The sequence below is a fragment of the Pukyongiella litopenaei genome, from assembly GCF_003008555.2.
In the GTDB taxonomy this organism is placed as follows: domain Bacteria; phylum Pseudomonadota; class Alphaproteobacteria; order Rhodobacterales; family Rhodobacteraceae; genus Pukyongiella; species Pukyongiella litopenaei.
Genome location: NZ_CP043619.1, coordinates 16,411 through 35,864 on the forward strand (window position 1 = coordinate 16,411; position 19,454 = coordinate 35,864).

General features: G+C 58.3%; 21 protein-coding genes and 2 pseudogenes. 6 read left to right on the forward strand and 17 right to left on the reverse strand.

Annotated elements, in window-relative coordinates; genetic code table 11:
- Positions 1-34: 34 nt before the first annotated feature.
- Together C6Y53_RS19070 and C6Y53_RS19075 are read right to left on the reverse strand one after the other, a co-directional pair.
- Positions 35-568 (reverse strand): ImmA/IrrE family metallo-endopeptidase, encoded by a 534-nt coding sequence (locus tag C6Y53_RS19070; protein WP_149615578.1) that lies wholly within the window; start codon positions 566-568, stop codon positions 35-37.
- Positions 565-876: a helix-turn-helix domain-containing protein gene (locus C6Y53_RS19075; RefSeq protein ID WP_211299562.1), complete on the reverse strand. Its 312-nt coding sequence runs from the start codon at positions 874-876 to the stop codon at positions 565-567. Before C6Y53_RS19075 ends, C6Y53_RS19070 begins: the two co-directional genes overlap by 4 nt.
- Positions 877-1,015: 139 nt before the next feature.
- Between C6Y53_RS19075 and C6Y53_RS19080 the strand changes: the two genes are divergently transcribed.
- From C6Y53_RS19080 to C6Y53_RS21490, 3 genes and pseudogenes are all read left to right on the forward strand, one after another.
- Complete coding sequence (locus tag C6Y53_RS19080) at positions 1,016-2,170, forward strand: patatin-like phospholipase family protein (RefSeq protein WP_149615580.1); 1,155 nt, start codon at positions 1,016-1,018, stop codon at positions 2,168-2,170.
- Positions 2,163-3,203: a cyclic GMP-AMP synthase DncV-like nucleotidyltransferase gene (locus tag C6Y53_RS19085; RefSeq protein ID WP_149615581.1), complete on the forward strand. Its 1,041-nt coding sequence runs from the start codon at positions 2,163-2,165 to the stop codon at positions 3,201-3,203. Before C6Y53_RS19080 ends, C6Y53_RS19085 begins: the two co-directional genes overlap by 8 nt.
- Positions 3,196-3,594: pseudogene (locus tag C6Y53_RS21490) on the forward strand (E2/UBC family protein); the annotation flags it as partial. The gene C6Y53_RS19085 and the pseudogene C6Y53_RS21490, both read left to right, overlap by 8 nt.
- Before the next feature lie 3 nt (positions 3,595-3,597).
- Here the strand turns inward: C6Y53_RS21490 and C6Y53_RS21315 are convergent.
- From C6Y53_RS21315 to C6Y53_RS19110, 5 genes and pseudogenes are all read right to left on the reverse strand, one after another.
- The gene (locus C6Y53_RS21315) at positions 3,598-3,921 is read right to left on the reverse strand and encodes a hypothetical protein (RefSeq protein ID WP_244615035.1); all 324 of its coding nucleotides are present in this window, start codon (positions 3,919-3,921) and stop codon (positions 3,598-3,600) included.
- A complete protein-coding gene (locus C6Y53_RS19095; RefSeq protein WP_149615583.1) occupies positions 3,918-4,913 on the reverse strand; it encodes a TniQ family protein in 996 nt (331 codons plus the stop codon). Before C6Y53_RS19095 ends, C6Y53_RS21315 begins: the two co-directional genes overlap by 4 nt.
- Positions 4,877-5,731 carry a TniB family NTP-binding protein gene (locus C6Y53_RS19100; RefSeq protein ID WP_244615033.1) on the reverse strand — a complete coding sequence of 285 codons (855 nt, stop codon included), beginning with the start codon at positions 5,729-5,731 and terminating at the stop codon, positions 4,877-4,879. The genes C6Y53_RS19095 and C6Y53_RS19100 overlap by 37 nt, the downstream gene beginning before the upstream one ends.
- The gene (locus C6Y53_RS19105) at positions 5,709-7,226 is read right to left on the reverse strand and encodes a Mu transposase C-terminal domain-containing protein (protein ID WP_149615585.1); all 1,518 of its coding nucleotides are present in this window, start codon (positions 7,224-7,226) and stop codon (positions 5,709-5,711) included. Before C6Y53_RS19105 ends, C6Y53_RS19100 begins: the two co-directional genes overlap by 23 nt.
- A 247-nt stretch (positions 7,227-7,473) precedes the next feature.
- A pseudogene (locus C6Y53_RS19110) lies at positions 7,474-8,394 on the reverse strand (heavy-metal-associated domain-containing protein); the annotation flags it as partial.
- Positions 8,395-8,546: 152 nt separating this feature from the next.
- On the opposite strand from C6Y53_RS19110, the gene C6Y53_RS19115 reads away from it, so the two are divergent.
- Complete coding sequence (locus C6Y53_RS19115) at positions 8,547-8,747, forward strand: heavy-metal-associated domain-containing protein (RefSeq protein ID WP_149615586.1); 201 nt, start codon at positions 8,547-8,549, stop codon at positions 8,745-8,747.
- Between the two features lie 42 nt (positions 8,748-8,789).
- Here C6Y53_RS19115 and C6Y53_RS19120 read toward each other — a convergent pair whose 3' ends face one another.
- From C6Y53_RS19120 to C6Y53_RS19150, 7 genes are all read right to left on the reverse strand, one after another.
- Positions 8,790-9,521, reverse strand: coding sequence for a DsbA family protein (locus C6Y53_RS19120; RefSeq protein ID WP_149615587.1), 732 nt, complete (start codon positions 9,519-9,521; stop codon positions 8,790-8,792).
- Position 9,522: 1 nt separating this feature from the next.
- A complete protein-coding gene (locus C6Y53_RS19125; protein ID WP_149615588.1) occupies positions 9,523-10,005 on the reverse strand; it encodes a c-type cytochrome in 483 nt (160 codons plus the stop codon).
- Positions 10,002-11,396: a multicopper oxidase family protein gene (locus tag C6Y53_RS19130; RefSeq protein WP_007803406.1), complete on the reverse strand. Its 1,395-nt coding sequence runs from the start codon at positions 11,394-11,396 to the stop codon at positions 10,002-10,004. The genes C6Y53_RS19125 and C6Y53_RS19130 overlap by 4 nt, the downstream gene beginning before the upstream one ends.
- Positions 11,397-11,439: 43 nt before the next feature.
- Positions 11,440-12,357, reverse strand: coding sequence for a c-type cytochrome (locus C6Y53_RS19135; protein WP_007803405.1), 918 nt, complete (start codon positions 12,355-12,357; stop codon positions 11,440-11,442).
- A gap of 2 nt (positions 12,358-12,359) precedes the next feature.
- Positions 12,360-12,953, reverse strand: coding sequence for a c-type cytochrome (locus C6Y53_RS19140; protein WP_007803403.1), 594 nt, complete (start codon positions 12,951-12,953; stop codon positions 12,360-12,362).
- Between the two features lie 369 nt (positions 12,954-13,322).
- Complete coding sequence (locus C6Y53_RS19145) at positions 13,323-13,781, reverse strand: c-type cytochrome (RefSeq protein ID WP_007803401.1); 459 nt, start codon at positions 13,779-13,781, stop codon at positions 13,323-13,325.
- Positions 13,782-13,809: 28 nt separating this feature from the next.
- Positions 13,810-14,370, reverse strand: a complete 561-nt coding sequence (locus C6Y53_RS19150) for a L,D-transpeptidase (protein WP_149615589.1) — start codon at positions 14,368-14,370, stop codon at positions 13,810-13,812.
- A gap of 155 nt (positions 14,371-14,525) precedes the next feature.
- On the opposite strand from C6Y53_RS19150, the gene C6Y53_RS19155 reads away from it, so the two are divergent.
- Positions 14,526-14,828, forward strand: a complete 303-nt coding sequence (locus C6Y53_RS19155; RefSeq protein WP_043754567.1) for a DUF2933 domain-containing protein — start codon at positions 14,526-14,528, stop codon at positions 14,826-14,828.
- 283 nt (positions 14,829-15,111) lie between these two features.
- Positions 15,112-17,241 carry a protein-disulfide reductase DsbD family protein gene (locus C6Y53_RS19160; protein ID WP_009807485.1) on the forward strand — a complete coding sequence of 710 codons (2,130 nt, stop codon included), beginning with the start codon at positions 15,112-15,114 and terminating at the stop codon, positions 17,239-17,241.
- Between the two features lie 28 nt (positions 17,242-17,269).
- Here the strand turns inward: C6Y53_RS19160 and ccmI are convergent, their stop codons facing one another.
- From ccmI to C6Y53_RS19175, 3 genes are read right to left on the reverse strand one after another with little or no spacing between them, the layout of a single operon-like run.
- On the reverse strand, positions 17,270-18,421 hold the full coding sequence (gene ccmI, locus C6Y53_RS19165; protein WP_149615590.1) for a c-type cytochrome biogenesis protein CcmI: 1,152 nt from the start codon (positions 18,419-18,421) through the stop codon (positions 17,270-17,272).
- On the reverse strand, positions 18,418-18,891 hold the full coding sequence (locus C6Y53_RS19170; RefSeq protein ID WP_009807484.1) for a cytochrome c-type biogenesis protein: 474 nt from the start codon (positions 18,889-18,891) through the stop codon (positions 18,418-18,420). The genes ccmI and C6Y53_RS19170 overlap by 4 nt, the downstream gene beginning before the upstream one ends.
- Complete coding sequence (locus C6Y53_RS19175) at positions 18,888-19,454, reverse strand: DsbE family thiol:disulfide interchange protein (protein WP_009807483.1); 567 nt, start codon at positions 19,452-19,454, stop codon at positions 18,888-18,890. Before C6Y53_RS19175 ends, C6Y53_RS19170 begins: the two co-directional genes overlap by 4 nt.

Here is a 19,454-nt window from a genome sequence, read left to right on the forward strand (position 1 = left end):
ATAGGCTTCAGTACGACAGCAGCGCACGTTACACTCAGAACGGAGAGTACTCCCTGTAGACATTGCCAAGCCTGAGGCTCATAGCATGCCTGCTCACATTGAATGATTTTGCCAAATGACCAACAGCGGTATCGCTGTCTAGCGCCTCTATTGCATCAGCCTCGTCCAGAAATTGCTTTGGCATAAGCAAGCTGGCAGCAAAAAAGTTCGCTTCGATCTCTTCTACATCAACCGCCAACGACGAAGTTTCAGATCGAAAGTTTACACGATAGTCATGATCGACGTGGCTCGACATTCCGTCATGCAGCAAGAAGTGCCCGAATTCGTGCGCAATTGTGAAGCGCTGACGCGTTCGACTTTGTTTTGCGTTCACACCGATCGTGACAGAGGAACCATCGCGAACGATCAGACCCGATACGTCTTCCAGATCACCTTTTCTGAGATGGATCCCGTAGCTTGAAACAATGCTTTCTACGGGAACAGGCACTTGGGTTACGTCGTGTTGGTCTAAGAGCCCCTCGACCAATTTCTCGATCTTAGTGTAACGGGCACGTCTCGGGGCACTCATGTCCGTTTCGCCTTCACTGGCGATGTAAGTTTCATCAGCAAAGTCTCCATTTTTGGATCGATGAGTTCTTCTTGATGCTCGTTCTCAAACCCTTCGATCTCGTTAAGAAACTCCGTCACCGGCATTCTGAGAGCCCTGGCAATGTCCACCAGTTGATGGATCATGATGCTTTGCCCTCCAGCCTCGATATTGGTGACAGTAGTTCTGGCCGACCCGATGCGTCTTGCCAAAGAAGATTGGGATACCCCCAATGATTCACGGCGGCTCCGGATGGCTTCGCCAAGGGCCTTGTAGAGAGCATCGCTCAAACCTTCCTCCCTTTTTGGCCGACCGGTCTTTTTTCTAGGATACTTGCAGCGCCTGCACATGTCAACCATATTGACATTGACACAGGCGGTCAGATTCGTTAACGGTCAATCATGTTGACATCTAACTTAACTGGCACTCATGGCTGAAGCCGATGTAAACCGACCCTTTCGGGTGTTGAGCCTTGATGGTGGCGGAATGCGCGGCATCTATACTGCCGCGTTCCTTGACCGTGTTTGTGAGCAGCAGGCCAAAAGGGCCGGAGTAGATCGCCTTGATCTCGGCCTTGGATTTGACCTGATCGTTGGGACGAGTACCGGAGCGATCGTCGGTTGCGCCGCCGCAGTCGGATGTCCAATGAGCAAGGTGGTCGCCCTCTATCGAAACCACGGCCCGAAGATCTTCCCCCATCGCATAAAGGGAACCATCAGCGCCCTTTATCGGGCCGGTCGCGGGCGAAGCTTCGTCCGGCGAGGTGATGCGGCACTTAGAGCTGCACTTGAACACGTCCTAGAAAGCACGACCCTGGCCCAAGTCTACGAGAAGCGCGGAATTTCCATGAGCATTCCGACAGTTTTACTCTCGGACCACCGCTCATGGGTTTTCAAGAAGACCCCCGTCAGCGGAGCGCGGGATGAAGATTACAGCCTCGTCGACATTTGCATGGCGACCAGCGCGGCTCCGATCTATCGATCTTTGGCTGCCGTGGATGTTCCCGGCCAGAACGCCGGCGTGAAGCAGGTCTTTGCGGATGGAGGGCTTTGGGCAAATAACCCGGTCATGGTCGCGCTGACAGATGCCTTGACAATCGCTGATCACGAACAGCCGATCGAGATTTACTCACTCGGAACCTGCCCTCGACCCGAGGGCGAACACATCACGGGAGACGGCATCCATCGATCTCTATTGGGTTGGAGGCTTGGGGCAGACGTAGTCCCATTGGCGATTAGCGCTCAAGAGTTCGCGTATGACAACATGGCGCGTCTCATCGCGATAGAACTCGGCAAGTCCGGAAGGGAGGTCACCACGATCCGCTTCCCTCGGAAGGCCGTCCCGGCAAGCATGATGACATATCTGGCTTTGGACGACACTCGGGCGGAGGCGATGGATCGGCTGACGGCCCAGGCCCACACGGACGCCGATCTGACAATGAGCGCGCGTGATGATCCAAGGGACCCGTCAGGCAGCAGGATCAAGGCTTTGCTCGAGTCCCTGCCGGCTTTGGATCCGTCCAGAACACTCGTCTCGTGCGAGGCAACCACAACAACAGATGAAGGAGGTGAGCAGCATGTATGATTGCAGTGCAGATGTTCGTGCGTTTCACAATCAGGAGGTCACGCTACCGGAATCCGAGCGCAATAAAATGCGCAGTCGGCGCAACAGCAACCGCGTTCGACTGGACGGAAATCTCGAAAAGGACGACAAACCGGTCCCTTACGAACATGTCTCCCAAGGCAGCTACCAGATGAAGACCATGCTGCGCGATCCGAACAACGACTATGACATCGATGATGGGGCCTACTTCGAAAAAGGCGCCTTGGTCGGAGAGCGCGGTGCGTACATGACGTCGCTTCAGGCACGCCAAATGGTATGCGACGCAATGGACGATGGGGGTTTCAAAACACCGCCCAAGGTCAGAAACAACTGCGTCCGCGTGTACTACAGCGCCGGCTACCATGTGGACGTGCCGGTTTACAGGCGCGTCGAGGTAAATGGCGAGATTTGGTATGAGCTGGCAGCGAGCTCAGGATGGAAGCGCTCCGATGCCCGTGACGTTTCAGACTGGTATGAAAATGAACGAGCCGACAGCGACGATCCCATCCAGTTCCGGCGCGTCAATCGACACCTGAAGAAACACGCGAAAAGCCGCGAGAGTTGGAAGAGCCGTAACTTGAGCGGTTTTGGGATCTCCGTCCTGGTTGCGGAGCAATTCCGTGCCGACGGCGATCGCGAGGATCGGGCGCTCTACAACACGATGGTCGCCATTCGCAATCGCCTCAAATTCAGCACGGTAATCGATCATCCTGTGACACCCGGCGAATCGATCACATCGAGCGATCCGGACCCGGCAGCCACATTCTTCCGGGACCGGCTATCTGATGCGATCGCCTACCTCGATCCTTTGTTCGACGATGATTGTGATCGAGAAACGGCCCTGAAGTGTTGGGACAAGGTGTTCAACACTACATTCTTCAGCGAGCGCTACCAGCCGGAACTCGAGAAGAAGTCGGCGCTTTCTGCGCCAGGGATCGCCGCTGGCGCGCTTCTTGGAAGCACCGCCGCCGCGGCCGCAGCTGTCAGCGATACGGGCGGCGGCCGCCATGCCTGAAACAGAGTTCAGCGACGGGCGCGACACAAACCGAAGACATGCGTTGCTTGCGGTTGAACGCGCCCTTCGCGAGCACGTCGGGCCGTCACTGGCTCGTCTCGAATACGCCGATATTCGATCAACGTATCCCGACCGTCACTATTCTGATGGCTGGCGGTTTTCTGTCGCCTTCACGGATGGCAAAACTCGAAGGATCGAATTGGTCGTCTCGGAGGTCTTCCCTTCTATTCCACCGAGAGCTGCCCTTGTAGACCGCCCGGATTACCTAACGTGGCCCCACATCGAGCACGACGGGATTCTATGCCTCCTGAACAACCTCAGCGAAGTTGACCCCAACAATCCAGGCGCCGTCGCGCTGAATATCGTGAATCGCGCTGTTCGCTTGGTGGAAGAACTAGTCGAAGGAAAGATCGTGGAACGTGATTTCCGCGAAGAGTTTTTGACGTACTGGTTTTACGGTGCCAGCTCCTCGGTGAGAGATGTGGTCACCTTGTTCGATCCGCCTCGATCGTCCTGCATAGTGAGATCCTGTACTCATGATGGTGTGACTTATGTCGGCCGAGATGACGACGACCTGGTGCGCTGGATCAGCAATAGGTTCGGGGAAAAAGCTGGCCGCCGCCTCCTGAACCGCACCAAGCCAGTTGTCATGGTCACGGTATTCTTGAGACTCTTTCGTAATGGCCATCCATTTTCGATATTTGGTAAGGCTATTCATGAGATATCCATATGGGATTGGCATGCACTTTCGAGGAGCTTCGCCGCGCAATTGAGCAAATCGGACCATTCTGCGTTTTCCCCAAGCTGATCAATCGCCTTCCGCGCCGCCTGAAGATATTCCTGCCTTGGTGCTTGGGTCGTACCCGCGTAGTTCGTAGGCGATTGATTTTTGGGTCCCCCGCCCTCTCGAGGCCTCTGCCGTGGTAAGCTTTCAGCAAGTCGTGAAAGGCGATCCACAACTTTCCGCTTGTGCGGGAAGGCAATCCGAAGCTTGGTCTCGCCAACCCTATCGCTTTTCATCGTCAACGCGGCTGCGAGCAAAGGTCGGGTCATTCCGAGATTGATGGCGGCGAGGGTTTTGAAGCGATCTATTCGGTTCTGGGAAAAGAGCGCACCGTGACGGGGTTCTGGCGCGAGCACGCCAGCGACTTGCAGCGTCAAATCCATGCGTCGACCAGCATGGCGGTCCCCGCGTCGATTGGCGAGCATCAGCTGCTTCGCGCCCTCTTTGGCGCGGGTGCGGAGCCGGGTGGGCAGGTTCACATGTGCCGCTGGATCACGGCCCAATGGCGACAACTCGGATCCGCAGACTTCGCATTGCAACGACCACGCGTAGCGCCAATGGCGCAAAGATACCCCGGGTACCTTGTGAGTGCACGCGGGACAGTGCTGAAAATCCGACCACGAAATGCATTCAATCGGGAATTCAGCCCGTCGCCTGAGCAACATGCGACCGAGCTCCGCAGAAGGCAGACGTAACAATGTGCAGAACCTGTCGAGGTTCACGCCAGCCAAATCTGATTGCGTTTCCGGCGGACGTTCTTGACCAAGCCCCAGATATCGGCAGAGCTCTGGTAGTGAACAATAGTTAGCGTCTGCCAGACGGGCGATCCAGCTTGACAGCAGTTCGTCCTGATAAGGTGCCGGACGCCTCGGCAGAGGTTTGTGGATCACTAAAATGCCGGCTGTGGTTGGTTCCGAACGGTCCAACTATGTTTGGCCCAGATAGGCTGCCAGGATTGGACGGCCTCGTCAGTTATCCGCTCTTCGCCAGTCTCAATGGCGTCGATGGCAAGAGCCTTTATCATCGTGAACACACGCGATGTGACGCCGCCTGTAATACCGAGAATGGTACGTAGAGACTGGACGCTCAGACCAGATCCGCGCTCCAACTGCATGGCAGCAATCAGAGTCTGGACCAGCCGGGAAAACTCAACATCGTCATCCCAGAGTGGCAGAAAATGTTCGTCCAGCCGTCGCGCAAGTTGCTCGTCACCGCGAACCGCCTCAGCAGCTTCATTGACACCAAAGACGACAAGTGATGCGCACAGATCGTTGGAAAGGAAGCGCAGCATGTTCAGGAACCGGCGTTGCTCCCGATAGCTTCCGGCAAGGAGGTTATGGACCTCATCGATCATGATCATCTTCAAGTCCATTCCGCGCAAATGGCTGAGAGCCCGCACCTCCAGTTCGGAGATGGTGTGACGGCCCCACATGGGCGCGCCGATCGACGCCAGGATATGTTGATAGAACCGCCGCTCGTCTGGTGCGGGTGGCGCCTGAAGGAGTAGGATCGGCGTGCGCGTCACCCCGAGGTCTGAGCGATAGTTGCTCGGGTAGAGGCTCTCCATCCGCTTGGCGATCATGGTCTTGCCGATGCCAGAGCTGCCATAAACCATGAGGCCCGGCATTCTGGACTGCCGAGGCATTTCCATCAGGGATATCAATCTGTTGAGAACAATGGTTGCGCGATCAAAGGCGATCCAACGATCGCTGCGAATGAGATCAAGTCTTTCGTCGAGGTCCATCAAAATCATCTATCGGGTAAGTTGGGAGATTGGGGTTACTGGTATCAATCGCAAACATCTCACGGGACGGATCACGCTTCGGTTTGTCGTTTGGCTGGCGTGCTTTGCGTTCTTCGTCCAGGCGCGTCGCAAGCGTTCGTTGCCGCGCCGCGTGGGCGATACGCCGCTGTTCTTCGATGATCCCGAAAAGAATTGCCTCCGATATCCTACCGCCGTGACGCTCATGGAAAATTGCACTGGCGCGCCTCGACTCCCAAAGGGAAACTTTGGGGCGAGAAAGATCCTTGTAGCGCGCGGCAATTGTTCGACCATCGTCGGTTACTACCCATATCCGGGACATATCTCGCGGGTCGTACTTGACCGTAACCTTCCCTGCCCCGCGACCGATCATGGGCGCGAAGGCGTCGCTCCAATAACCGATGGAAAACAGGTTGATCCCGGTCCTGCCAAGTTGGCGGCGTTCGGAAGGAAGGAAACTGATCCGGAAGGCATCTGTATCCACGACCTGTCGGCCGGCATCGTCGCCCCCAAGATCGGCCCAGGCGGCCAGCGGGGTCCGCTTCAATCCGCTGTGGCGTGTATTATGATACCGACAAATCTCCAGCTGCAGCCAGTCCTCGAACTCGTCCAGCGTCATTGAGGCCTTGGCAGCGCTATCATACTCGCCTTTGTCTTTTGGCGAGGATTGCGTCGTTCCCGGCAATACATGCACGGCACCCATCGTCGTGCCGATCAGCCGCTCGATATGCCCACCAATATGCACACGGCCCGGCGGCCGGTACTTGATCGCGATGCCCCATTCCGCGCAAGCCGACCGGAAGGCATCACTGCGAAAGTCCCGCCCGTTATCGACATGGATGGCCTGTGGGATCCCGGCTGTCGGCCAATAGAGTTGCTTAAGCGAACTCGGTGTCCGGACGGACTTCGGCCGCACACAGTGGTCAAGGCAAAGGCAAATGGACAAGACCGATGGCGCGTCGAAAGTGACATAGGCACCCAGTACCACACGGGTCGCGACGTCGATCGCGAGTGTCAGCCATGGTCGTGCTAGAGGTTTGCGCTCAACCTGATCAACTAGGATAATATCCGCCAACGTGTGATCGATCTGGACGACTTCCAGTGGCCGTTCCACCTCCAACTTCCCTGCCCTCGCTTCGAAAACTTGTTTTGCGGCCTTCGCCCCTTTCCGCTTCCGTAACACCTCGCGCTGATCCATGGCATCAAGGCGAGCCTTGATCGTTTGCCGTGCTGGCGGTTGAAAACCTCTGGCAACGCACTCGGCGCGGATCTCGCCCACAATCCTGCGAAAGCTCGGGCGTTCCGGAACCAGATATCGCTCACGCAAGACCCGGGCAATCATGCTTTCAACTTGCGCTGGCAGACGGAGGGAGCCGGGCTTGGGGCCGCTGCGTTTGGGAAGAAGCGAACTTGCCCGGCCATCGTTCTCGCGCAACATGCTCAAAATACGCCAAGCTGTACTGCGCGATATGTTCAACTCGGCCGCCGCCGCCTCCACCGCCCGCCCGATACTTTGACCCCGAGCAAGCGGTGATAACAGTGGTCTTAGCGCCTCTGCCCTTTCTAGCGCTTCGTCACTTGCTTCTTCCGTCACAATCTAAAGTTATCCACAGTGGAAACTGTCTCACGGTTAAAGTTACCATCTCATAAATAACTTTACCATCCTAAAGTTAACCTTACCAAGTCGCCGCTGAAAACAAACGAGAAAATCAACCGTGAGTCTCACGAATTACGTGACCATGACACCCTAATAGCTTCTGGATGGCCGCGCCCGTTCTCCCCTTGGCGCGCGCTTCAAGAAACCGCCCCAGAAGGATCAGAACGACGATGACCGCTGCCGCCTCGAAATAGACGGTGCGCAGCGTGTCAGGCAGGACCGACGGTACGAATGTCGCAACCACGGAATAAAGGTAAGCCGCCCCGGTGCCGACCGCGACGAGGCTGTTCATGTCGGGGGCACCCCGGAACAAGGCCGGGAAACCCTTGGTGTAAAACGTCCGGCCCGGGCCGAAGAGAACGATTGTCGTCAGCACGAACTGAAGAAGCCAACTCGTCTGCTGGCCAATCGTGGTCTCGATCAGCATATGAACGGCCGGAATGACGTGGCCACCCATTTCGATCAGGAAGACCGGCAAGGCGAGGATGGCCGCAAAGGTGACCCGTTTGGCAAGCGCCTGAGCCTCTTCCTCCTTGCGCGCAACTCTGTCGTCACCGGCCTGGGCCGTTGCCACGGTTGCTGGATACCCTGCCGCGCCGCTTGATTCGATCAGATCGGATGTCGTGACAAGACCTTCGACGTAAACGACCGTCGCCGTCTCTGAGGCGAGGTTGACGTTCACCTCGACCACCCCGGGCACCGCGGCAAGCGCCTTATCGACCCGCCCGACGCAAGAGGCACAGGACATCGCTGCAATCGTGAGTTCGGCCCTGGCCTTCCGCGCGGGGTAGCCCAGCTCGCGAAGGGATTCGATGATGTCGGGAATGCGCTTGAGCGCGTCCACGCTCATGCGAGCAGTTTCCGAGGCAAGGTTCACCGACACATCCTCTACGCCGTCGATTGCATTCAATGCGCGATCGACCCTGCCAACGCAGGACGCGCATGACATGCCTTCGATCGGCAGGCTGATCTGTTTGGGTTCGGGCATATGTGTCACCTGTTTTTCCATTCGAAGTGGAATATGAGGCTTCCAGTTACTGGAGGGTCAATGGGAGGGCGCCAAATAAATTTCTTCACTTGACCTTCCAGCGGGGGGAAGCCCCATGTCACCGATAGAAATCAGATCAAGGAGTGGTTCCGATGAAGTTCAGCGTTCCGGACATGAGCTGTGGACATTGCACCGCAGCAATCGAAAGCGCGGTGAAGAGCGCAGATCCGAATGCAGGCGTAGAATGTGACCTTTCTGCCCGACATGTGCGTGTCGCCAGCGTGTTACCAGCCGATCAGGTCCAAGCGATCATTCGGGATGCGGGCTACAACGTGGAACCTGCGGCCGCTTGATGCAGTGCCTGGACCACCCAAGGGTGGTCCGGGCACAGAATTTCAGTCTTCGACTTTGCGGGCTTCCTCGACCAAGTCGGCAAGCTGCGCCTTTTCGACGAAGCCCGGGACCAGCGCATCCCCGATCACGAAAGACGGCGTGCCGTTAAAGCCCAGAGCTTGGGTCAGTTGCATGGAGGTCGCAATGTGCTCTTCGACCTCGGGGGCCTCCATGTCCTTGCGCAACTGTGCGATATCCAGGCCGATCTCCTCGGCAACGCGCAGCACGGAGGCCTCTTCCGCGCGGCCTTCCAGCCCCATCATCGCCCAGTGAAACTCTTCGTATTTGTCCTGCTTGCGCGCTGCCAAGGCCGCTTTCGCGGCGAACACCGATCCGTCTCCGAGAATGGGCCATTCACGATAGACGAGGCGAATGTTTGGATCGTCTTCGATCAAAGCCCGCACCTCGGGTTTGACCCGCCGACAATAAGGACAGTTGTAGTCGAAAAATTCCACAACGGTGACGTCCCCTTCCGCGTTGCCGAGAACCGGCGCATTCGGATCGTTCTCGATCAGATCGCGCTGGTCATTCAGAACTTGGGCCTGACTGAGCTCCTGCGCTTGCGCCTGCCTTTGTTCAAGGATGGCGACGGCCTCCATGACAATCTCCGGGTTCTCGCGGATTGCTTCCAGCACAAGTTCCTTGACCCGGGACTCTGACAGTTCGTCGGCGAGTGCCGGTAGCGGAAGCAAGGCAGCTATCGCGACCGTCGTGAAGGCTTGTCTGAAACGCATTTTAGTTCTCTCCCCGTTGTTCGTCGGCTTCTGTCCGCGCGGCCTGGACTTCGCGGATGCGATCTGGCCAGGTGGACCGGATGAAGGCCAGGATGTTGTGAATTCGCTGGTCGGTCAGCACGTCTGCGAAACCGGGCATGCCACTGTCGAATTCGACGCCCTGACGCGCCAGAAGCGCCGCACCCCCCAGTTTTGTGTAATCGAAGAGCAGGCTGTCAGGATGATGCCAGGTGTGACCCGTCTCATCATGTGGTGGTGCTGGCAGGCGCCCATCCGCGCCGGGCGTTCGCCATTCCGGCTGGCCTTCCAGACCCGCGCCATGACAAGACGCACAGTTTTCTGCGTAGAGCAACGCGCCTTCTTCGATGTCGTAGCTCTCCGCCCTGGACGCGCTGCCGACATCCGAGGATGCACTGGTCGAGAGCCAATACGTGAAGGCGGCTGCTGCGACAGTGATCGGAAGGGACCAAACGAGATATCTCATGTGACCCGTATCCAGGTTGTCATGCCAGATGCGGCGTGGCTGAGCATGTGGCAATGGAACAGCCACTTGCCGGGATTGTCTGCCGTAAAGGCGATCTCCCGGGACTCGTTGCCGGCCAACAGGATCGTGTCCCGCATCGGCCCGAACGCGCCGTCGGGGCGCAGCTCGCGGAAATGCATCCCGTGCAGGTGCATCGCATGTGGGAAAACGGTCTGGTTCTCGATCTTCAGGCGCACCGGCTCGTTCAGGGATAGATCGGCCAGTGGCGTGTAGGTCATTTCGGCGACATCATTCAGGGCCCAGAATTTGCCCGCTTGGGCAAGCTGACGGAATCCAAGACGTTCCCCGCCAAGCAATGCGGACTGCATTCGCCCCATTGCCCCGCCGGACATGACCAGTCGCAAATCACGCGCATCGGCAAGGTCCGGGGCGTGTGCCGCGGGGTTCGGCGGCAACGGCAGTGGCTTGCCTCTTGGTACTGAACTGGCTGTGCCGTTGACCAGAAAACTCACCAACGGGGTCAGTTGATCATCATCGCCGATGCGAAGCAATTGGGCGGTGCCGCCTTCGTCTTCGGTCACATCCACAATTAAGTCGACGCGCTGTGCCGGGCCGAGGATCAACTCGCCGTCAACCGACTGGGGTTGGCCGGTTGGCATTCCATCCACGGCCACCGTCCAGCCACTGAATCCAGAGAGCCTCAGCGGGAAAATTCGAGCGCTTGCTGCGTTGATGATCCGCAAGCGAATGCGCTCGTTGCGCTGCGCGGGCAAGGTCAGGTCATAGCGCCCGTTGGTCGTGATAAAGTTGCCGGTACGTCCACCGTGGCTCATCATCATGGGCTGTTCGAAATTGTCGAACAGCTGCCCGCTCTCAGGGTCGAGCAACCAGTCCTCCAGAACGATGACTTCCTCGCGGTCGATGTCCGGTCCATCGACCTCTTCGACGATCAAGGCACCGCGCAGACCACGCGCGACTTGCTCGTATGAGCGATTATGCGCGTGATACCAATAGGTGCCCGCGTCCGGTACGACGAAGTCGTAGTCAAAGGTTCCACCCGGCGCTACGGCCTCTTGGGTCAGCCCTGAAACGCCATCCATCGCGTTGTCGATCCGGATTCCGTGCCAGTGAACCGAACTGGGATCGGGTACCTCGTTGCGAAACCTGCGACGCACCCGATCGCCTTGTGTGACCCTGATTTCCGGGGCCGGAACGAGGCCGTCATAGCCCCAGATCTCTGTTTCCGGGTAGGTGTCCGGAAGAAGCTGTCGACGTGCAACCTTGGCAATCAGGTCCTCGAACGGGGTCGCGGCAAAAGCCGACTGCGGGATGGCCGCCGCGCAGGCCGCCAGTGTTGCATGGCGCAAGAAATCCCGACGTGTTTGTCTCATTTCGATCCTCGAGAAAGCGGGGGCGTGTTGCCCCCGCGTGGTGTTAGTTCGACGCGGGGTTCTCCGCCTCGACCGTGTCCTTGTTCAGCAGGAAAAGCGCCATCGCTTCGCGATCGGCAGGTGTCAGAAACCGAGTTCCCTCGCGAACCACTTCCGCCATGCTGCCGCCGAAAGCATCGCCCGAAGGGGTGATGCCGGTCTGGAGCGCATAAGCGAGGTTTGAAACCGTCCAGTCATTTTTGACCAGGTCTTTTGGCCGTATCGCGGGGGCCTTGCTGCCACCGGGAAGCTGGGCGTTGCCTGCAAAGGAAGCACCGATATCGCGGCCTCCCGCAAGATTGCGCGGCGTATGGCAGGCTCCGCAATGTGCCGCACCGCGCACCAATTCCCGTCCTCGATTCCATGCGTCGCTTCGCCCTTCAATCGGTTCGGTATCCGGATCGTAGAAGAACGCCGCTCGCCAGAGCTTCAGCCCCCATCGTTGGTCGAATGGGAAGCTGACATCATTTTCTGGTGCAGGCTCGTCCACGGGCGGCACGGTTTGAAACGCCGCCCAGAGGTCAGCGATATCCTGATCAGAAAAATCCGCATAGAAGGTGTACGGGAAAGACGGATAGTACGGCGTTCCATCGGGGCCGATGCCTTGCCGCACGGCTTTTGCGAACTGTTCTGCCGTCCATTCGCCCATGCCATGTTCCGGGTCTGTCGTCAGGTTGGGCGGGTAGAACGTTCCGAACGGGGTTTCGAGCGGCGCCCCTCCGGCAAGTGGTGCGCCGCCCGCTTCAAAATTGGTATGACAGGCAATGCACCCACTGGCGCGCGCCAGATATGCGCCCCGGTCGACATTGCCCTCTATTGCAATCGGAGTCACTGCACTGCCGACAGGCCATGCAATCACGACGCCGAGGCTGGCCGCGCCCAGCACGGCGGCCCCGCTGACGAGTGTCAAGAACCGGCGCATGGTCAGTCTTCTTCCGCCCGGAAGCGTTCATGGCATGCGGAACAGACCTGGGTCGTCATCGCGAATGCTGCGTCGGCGGGCATTTCGGCAATGGCGGCCGCATCCATCATGTCGCCTCGGCCCATCATCGTGCTCCCGCCCATCATGGTTGTATCGCCTCCCATCATTGACCCGCCGCCCATCATCGAGGCGCCATCCATGGAGGTATTGCCGCTCATGCCGCCCAATCCATTGTCGGCTGCGCGTTCCAGGCCCTCAGAGTATTCTTCCAGCTGACTTGCCAATGCCGCGAAGCGCTCCCAGTCGGTCCACACCTCGTCCTTGGCTTCCGAGGGCATGCCCCCTGTGCCCTCTGGGAACAGCTTTGTCATGCTCTCACCGGCGTGCTGCTGGAACAGGCGCGCGGCATCGCGCACTGTTTCTGCGTCATAGGCCGTTTCGCCCCGCATCATCGGGGCCACGGTCTTGACCGCCTTCCCCATTGCAAGCATGGCATCCATGCGCTCTTTCACGATGCCGGTGGCACCGCTATGCGCGAATGCCGTGACCGCAGTACCTGCAATCAACACTGCCGCTACGATAGTCGTCTTTTTCATGTCTTCGATCCTTCTTTGGGTCTGCTTTTCGAGCGATGTGAAATCAGACCCACCGTCGGGGCGGTGGAGGATCGCTGATCGGGCGCAATTCGGTTCGTTGGATCGCGCCGTCTTGCATGACGGCTTTCAGAAAAGAAGGCTCGTACGCCATGTTCGGCTGAAGCAATAACGCTGCCGGGACAGAACAATCGAGGCCTGGATGGCAGTGGCCAGAGGCCTCGGTCGATGGCCCTGCGTCTTCGTGACCATGGTATTCCTGCCCCAACGACGTTTCACCATGATATACCGGCGCCTCTGGCACCCCGAGAACTACAAGGAAAAGGCCGAAAACGGCCGACAGAATCCATCGGTTCGTCTTCGACCAACGCATCAGTTGATCCCGTTGGCCCGCTGCAATTCGCGGACATAGGCGGCCACCATCTTGACGTCTCCTTGGGTCAATCCCTCGATCTTAGGCATATTACCGAAATTCCAGTGATGTGCACGGACGCCGTTTTGAGCTGCCAGAACAAAAGCCATGTCCGAATGGTGGCTCGGTTCGTAGATCTTGTGCACGAGAGGCGGCGCAACACCGTTGCGACCGGCGGCATTTTCGCCGTGACACTCGGAACATTTTGCCTCGAATATGTTCTTCCCAAGCGCCGCCTGCTGCGAGAGTGCGTCAGGCAGCTGGACCTGGACGATCGGATCGCCTTCGGCAATCTCGCTTGTGTCAGGTGGCGTCATGGAGTGGCCAACCGCTAAATCTTCGGCTCCAACGAACTGCCAAACGGCAAAACCCCCGCCGATAACAAAAACGGCACCAATCAGCGCAGTTAATTTGTCCATGCCTGTATCTTCCGCCTTGCCCGTTGGGTCAGATGAGTTTGACTTGAGTGCCGACAGGCGCTCGCTCGTAGACTTCCTCGATCTGTTCGTTGAACAAACCGATGCAGCCGTTTGACGACCGGCGGCCGATCTTGCGCGTGTCCTGTGTCCCGTGAATACGGTAGTACTGCCACGACAGGTACAGTGCGCGAGTACCCAAGGGGTTGTCCGGATCACCCCCCTCGATACGTGCCGGCCATTCCGGATTGCGTTCCCGCATGGAGGGCGTCGGCGCCCAACTGGGGTTTTTGCGTTTTTCCACCACTTCAGTGTAACCGCGTTTGGTGAGTTCGTCGGTCAGCGGAACGGACGTTGGGTAGATCCGCATTTCGCCATCTGATGTCCAATGCTGGAGCGCCTTCGTCACGGTATCGGAGATGATGATCCCCTTTCCGAGTGCGTCGAAGTGATCTTGCCAGTCATGAACTCGGAAAGAAGAAATGTTGCGGCGAATGGTTTCGGCTCGAACCACGCTTGGTGCAACCAAAGCGACAGCCGCATACCCCAACAGGCTTCGTCGATTGATCTTGTTGTTTCGCGATGTCGTCATGACACACTCCTAGCCTACGGTTTGTACATGTCTTTTACGGGAGACCCGGCATCAGGCAACCTGACAAGGCCGCGAGAAGTGTATCCATTTGTATCCTTGACCTTACCCTGCTGGAGGGTCGCAAATGACGCCGGGAACGAGACAAAGAGGGTGTCATGGACCACCACAGCCACAGAAAAAAGCCGATCACGGACAGGCTCATGCATTATGGTATGATGGCGTGTTGCGTCGTCATGCTGCTGCCCGTTGCGGGGTTTTTTCTTGCCGGCGGCACATTGGCGGGCATGTGGGGCAATGCAGCGGCTTTCGCCCCGCTCCTGCTGTGCGTTGGGGCGCATCTCGTGATGCACAAGTTCATGGGAAAATCGTGCCATTCCGACAAGGCAAAGGATACTATCGAGGAAACGACCGAGCCCATAACCTCCGCGATTCCAGTCGTGGTCCGCGACAGGCCGTGATGTGCGCGGGAAGGTACGCGTAGGCGCGTTGCTGTTGTCGGGTTTCATGCTTGGGGGATGTGCAGGAAGTCTTGAAGACTGCTCGGATCGCGGCGCTATCGTGTCCACGAAGCAAGCGTCAGACCTTCTGCCGGATGGGTGTCGAACCCTTTCATCTTCTGCGACTGGCGTTGCGCGAATTGTCTGTGTGGACGGTCGTCAGGGTTTTGCCACAGGTGGACTTTGACGCAATTTCCGCCGTCCTGGCGAAATCTGCGGAAAATATGGGAAGGAAGTAGGTATCTTGATCGATTGCCTTTTGATCCTGCGACGGGTTTTGCTTATTCCCTTCGTGCTCCTGGCCGTTGTCTCTGGAAGTGTCGCGGCAGCAACCTCTGCTGAATACCAGAGCGCGCCACTCACCGCGCATCTCATTAGTGTACAGGACGGCGTTCCCGAGAACACACAGACTCTGTCAGCCGGGCTTCACCTTCAACTGAACGAAAACTGGAAGACCTATTGGCGGTCGGCGGGCGAGGTGGGAATACCGCCTTCGGTCGAATGGAGCGGTTCCGAAAACGTCGCAGATGTCGAATTCATGTGGCCCGCCCCGACGCGCTTCACCGCCTTCGGCATCGAAAATTTTGGTTATGCGGGTGAAGTCGTCTTTCCGCTGCGCATAACGCTCAAAGATCCCGGCGCACCTGTGACTCTTTCCGCGCAGGTCAAACTGCTGGTGTGCTCCAATGTCTGTGTCCCGGAAGAGTTTGACCTGTCACTTCGCCTCGGACGGGGCAACGTCATCGACAGCACTTCGGCTGGGCTGATCGGTACGTTTTCCGAGCGCGTCCCCGAAGGGGCCAAGACGAGCGGCGTCAGCGAGGCAAATGCCTTCATCGACGAAGACCTCACGGAGTTGATCGTCAGCCTTCGCGTCGATGAACCACTCCAGTCGCCGGATGTGTTTCCCGAACTGGGTATGGGTGTTGCGCTTGGCAAACCCGATATCCGTTTGGGAGAAGAGGATCGTTTGCTTTGGGCGCGCTTGCCGATCCTCTCGTCGAATACGGATGTGACAGTGGCTCCGTCGATTACCGTCACCGACGGCGAGAACCGGGCCTTCACGATCATCGCGGATCGCGTGGCGCAAGGAATAGCACCACCCTTTGAACTGGCCGCCACGACACCGGACATGATGGAACTGATCTGGATTGCCGCGATCGCGCTGCTGGGCGGATTGATCCTGAATGTGATGCCCTGCGTGCTGCCGGTGCTGTCCATCAAGGTGTCGTCTGTGCTCAAACACACCGATCACGACACAACCCGTGTCCGGTTCGGTTTCGTCGCTGCCAGCGCCGGCATCATGACGTTCATGTGGGGTCTGGCGCTCGTCCTCTGGGCGCTCCAGACGGCAGGCCTCAGCGTCGGGTGGGGTTTGCAGTTTCAAAGCCCGCTGTTTCTTGCGGCGATGATCGCTGTCCTGCTCGTCTTTTCGGCAAATCTGTTCGGAGCGTTCGAGTTCGCCCTTCCACACGGCATGCAGACGCGGCTTGCAGGGGCCGGAGGACGCAACGGGTATTCCGCCGACTTTTTCACTGGCATGTTCGGTGCCGTCATGGCGACGCCTTGTTCGGCACCGTTCCTCGGCACCGCGGTGGCCTTTGCTTTGGCCGGGCGTGGCGTGGACATCCTCATCGTCTTTACGAGCCTCGGGCTCGGCCTCGCCCTGCCCTATCTCGTCATCGCCGCGTTCCCGCGTCTGGTCGCATTCATGCCCAAGCCTGGTCGATGGATGCTGATCATCAAAAGCGTCATGGGGGTTTTGTTGCTTGCAACCGCCGTGTGGCTGTTCTGGGTGCTCGACGGTGTCGCCGGGCTTGCGTCTGTCATCGCGGTCGCGGCGTTGTCCGGTCTCGCCGTTCTGATACTATCTCTCCCGAATGTGCAGTCCCAATTCAGGTGGTCTATTGCCATAGCCAGCCTTGTCCTGGCCATTGCCGCAGGTCCTCTCTTGCAGCAATCAGCACCTGCGCGTTCGACGCCGCAGTTGGCAATGGCTTGGATCGCATTTGATCGTTCGGAAATAGCGAAACGCGTGTCCGCAGGAGAGGTCGTTTTTGTCGATGTGACCGCTGACTGGTGTCTGACTTGCAAAGCGAACAAGACACTTATCATCGATCGGGAGCCAGTCCGGAGCGCGCTTGAAGCGCCTGGAGTCACGGCGATGCAGGCAGATTGGACACGCCCGGACACGCGCATTTCCCGCTACCTTGAGAGTTTCGGCAGATACGGCATCCCCTTCAATGCCGTCTACGGACCATCGGCACCGAACGGCATTGTGCTGTCCGAATTGCTAAAAACCGAGGACGTGATGAACGCCTTGGCGCAAGCCAGTGGTCGGGATGTTTCCGCAAAGGTTGCCGGACAGGAGTGACCTGCTCGACCGGGACACCGAGCAGTAGTCAGCCGCCGAGCCGCTCAAGCGCGGCACGGACCGCCGCACGCCGAGGATCACTGGCGGGCTGCTGCTCCAACAGCGCTTCAGCCTTGCGGTAGGCCTCAACGGCGCGATCGGGCTCCTGAAGGACGGTATAGGCATTTGCCAGCCGCATCCAACCATCCAGATCGTCCGGTTCATCCTCAAGACGCTCGGCCAGCCGCGAGACCATCGATCGGATGAACTCCGCGCGATCCGCGTCATTCATCTCCGACGCCGCCGCGACATCTGCGGCACTCGGGCCTGGTTGCGACGTCGGCCCGCTGGGTAGATTGACGACCGGAAGGTCAGCTGCCGCTGCAATCCGGTTGATCTGCGCTGCATAGGTCTCCATCCAGGGAACGTAAGCCTCTTCCTGATTCAGTCGTGAAACAAGCAGATCGTAGGCCTTACGCGTCTCTTCTTGCTGAAAGTAATACAGAGACTCGAAGTAGGTTGCCGCAGGATTGGATGGGTCAAGGTCCAAAGCGCTATCAATGGCCAATTTCGCCCGTGGAATAACAACGCCGTCATTGGCAACCGCGACAGCCTCTGCCAGCATGGAGAATGTCGCGGAGGTGGCATCCTCCCGTTCGGCAACGACTTCGAAGGCTTCGACGGCATCGGCTGCTCTGCCCATGCGCTGATAGGTCTGGCCCAACAGCATCCACCCTTCGCTAGGGCCGCCGGTCGGATCGGATACAAGCCTTTCGCGAAGTTGTATTGCCAGCGCCGTCACTTCATCAGTCTGTGCCCGCTCCTCTGCACGGGCAGAGAAGGCCATTGAAGGAACCTCCGGCGATCCCATCGTCAGATAGTAGCCCGCGGCAATAACCGGCGCGAGGACCGCCGCGACAACGAGAGTGACTCTGCCACCATTACGGGATGATCCGGCTTTTTCTTCCGAATTGCGGGTCGTCGCGAGGATCCGTTTCTTGATCTCGAGTCTGGCCGCTTGAGCTTCCTGTTCAGAAATCAAACCGCGGTCCATGTCTCGTTGGATTTCCCGCATCTGATCGGCGAGGATCGCCGGTACCGCATCCCCTCTGGTGAGAGTGTTCGATTTGGACAGCAGCAGCGGGTAGAGGACAATTCCGATTGCGACCAGCGTCAAAAGAACGAAAATACCCCAGATCATGACGCATCCCCCGCTTCGTTTTGCCTGAGAATTTCGGACACGGTGTTCTCATCCTCCGAGCCCAAGTCTTCAAATGCCTCTTGCTTTCGCCGACTCATCAGTAGCCCGCCACCAACGAAAACCCCGATCAGAACGAAAGCGATCGGAGCGAACCAAAGCGCGTAGGTCGCAGGCTCCAGAGGCGGTTTCAGCAGCACGTAATCCCCGTACCGCGCCCGTATGTATTCGATCACCTCCGCGTCGCTGTCTCCAACGACCAGGCGCTCGCGTACGAGCAGACGCAAGTCCCGCGCCACACCCGCGTTCGAACTGTCGATGTCCTGGTTCTGACAGACGACGCATCGTAGATCCTTGGAAATCTCCCGCGCACGCTGTTCCAATACCGGGTCGGTCAGCATTTCGTCCGGTTCCACCGCATTGGCGGCAAAGGGAAGGAGCCCGATGCAAAACGCGAAAATCAACTGTCTCATGAACCTGCTCCATTTGGCAGTGCGCCTGCCTGCTTCAGGGCTTGCGTGAACCGTTCGACGGCGTCCGGACCCACGACCGGCCCGACATAGCGAAACAAAACGGTGCCATCGCTATCGACGATGAAGGTTTCCGGCACGCCCGACAGGCCCCATTCGATCCCGGTCCGGCCCGACAGGTCGGACCCGATCCGCTCGTAGGGATTGCCGAGGTCATTGAGCCACTTCACGGCATCCTCAGGTTTGTCTTTGTAGTTTATTCCGAACAACCGCATGCCGTCTCGTTCGACAAATCTTGTCAACACGGCATGTTCCGCGCGGCAGGGCACGCACCAGGACGCAAAGACATTGACCACGACCGGTCGTTCGTTGCCGACAAGATCGCTTCGGGCCAGGCCGGGTGTCTCCAACCCCGGCACGGGATCGAGGTCGAACGCCGGGGCCGGTTGCGAGATCAGGACGGAAGGGATCTCGTTGGGATCCCGGTCGGGATTGAGCCCCCAGAGAAAAAACCCACCGAATATGACCGCCGCAATAAACGGCAGCCCGGCAATGAGACGTTTCAT

Bases quoted from the DNA above. Each gene is read 5' to 3' on its own strand.
- C6Y53_RS19070 (WP_149615578.1), bottom strand. From the start codon at position 568: ATGAGTGCCCCGAGACGTGCCCGTTACACTAAGATCGAGAAATTGGTC.
- C6Y53_RS19080 (WP_149615580.1), top strand. From the start codon at position 1,016: ATGGCTGAAGCCGATGTAAACCGACCCTTTCGGGTGTTGAGCCTTGAT.
- C6Y53_RS19085 (WP_149615581.1), top strand. From the start codon at position 2,163: ATGTATGATTGCAGTGCAGATGTTCGTGCGTTTCACAATCAGGAGGTC.
- C6Y53_RS21315 (WP_244615035.1), bottom strand. From the start codon at position 3,921: ATGAATAGCCTTACCAAATATCGAAAATGGATGGCCATTACGAAAGAG.
- C6Y53_RS19100 (WP_244615033.1), bottom strand. From the start codon at position 5,731: ATGGACCTCGACGAAAGACTTGATCTCATTCGCAGCGATCGTTGGATC.
- C6Y53_RS19115 (WP_149615586.1), top strand. From the start codon at position 8,547: ATGAAGTTCAGCGTTCCGGACATGAGCTGTGGACATTGCACCGCAGCA.
- C6Y53_RS19120 (WP_149615587.1), bottom strand. From the start codon at position 9,521: ATGCGTTTCAGACAAGCCTTCACGACGGTCGCGATAGCTGCCTTGCTT.
- C6Y53_RS19125 (WP_149615588.1), bottom strand. From the start codon at position 10,005: ATGAGATATCTCGTTTGGTCCCTTCCGATCACTGTCGCAGCAGCCGCC.
- C6Y53_RS19130 (WP_007803406.1), bottom strand. From the start codon at position 11,396: ATGAGACAAACACGTCGGGATTTCTTGCGCCATGCAACACTGGCGGCC.
- C6Y53_RS19135 (WP_007803405.1), bottom strand. From the start codon at position 12,357: ATGCGCCGGTTCTTGACACTCGTCAGCGGGGCCGCCGTGCTGGGCGCG.
- C6Y53_RS19140 (WP_007803403.1), bottom strand. From the start codon at position 12,953: ATGAAAAAGACGACTATCGTAGCGGCAGTGTTGATTGCAGGTACTGCG.
- C6Y53_RS19145 (WP_007803401.1), bottom strand. From the start codon at position 13,781: ATGGACAAATTAACTGCGCTGATTGGTGCCGTTTTTGTTATCGGCGGG.
- C6Y53_RS19150 (WP_149615589.1), bottom strand. From the start codon at position 14,370: ATGACGACATCGCGAAACAACAAGATCAATCGACGAAGCCTGTTGGGG.
- C6Y53_RS19155 (WP_043754567.1), top strand. From the start codon at position 14,526: ATGGACCACCACAGCCACAGAAAAAAGCCGATCACGGACAGGCTCATG.
- ccmI (WP_149615590.1), bottom strand. From the start codon at position 18,421: ATGATCTGGGGTATTTTCGTTCTTTTGACGCTGGTCGCAATCGGAATT.
- C6Y53_RS19170 (WP_009807484.1), bottom strand. From the start codon at position 18,891: ATGAGACAGTTGATTTTCGCGTTTTGCATCGGGCTCCTTCCCTTTGCC.
- C6Y53_RS19175 (WP_009807483.1), bottom strand. From the start codon at position 19,454: ATGAAACGTCTCATTGCCGGGCTGCCGTTTATTGCGGCGGTCATATTC.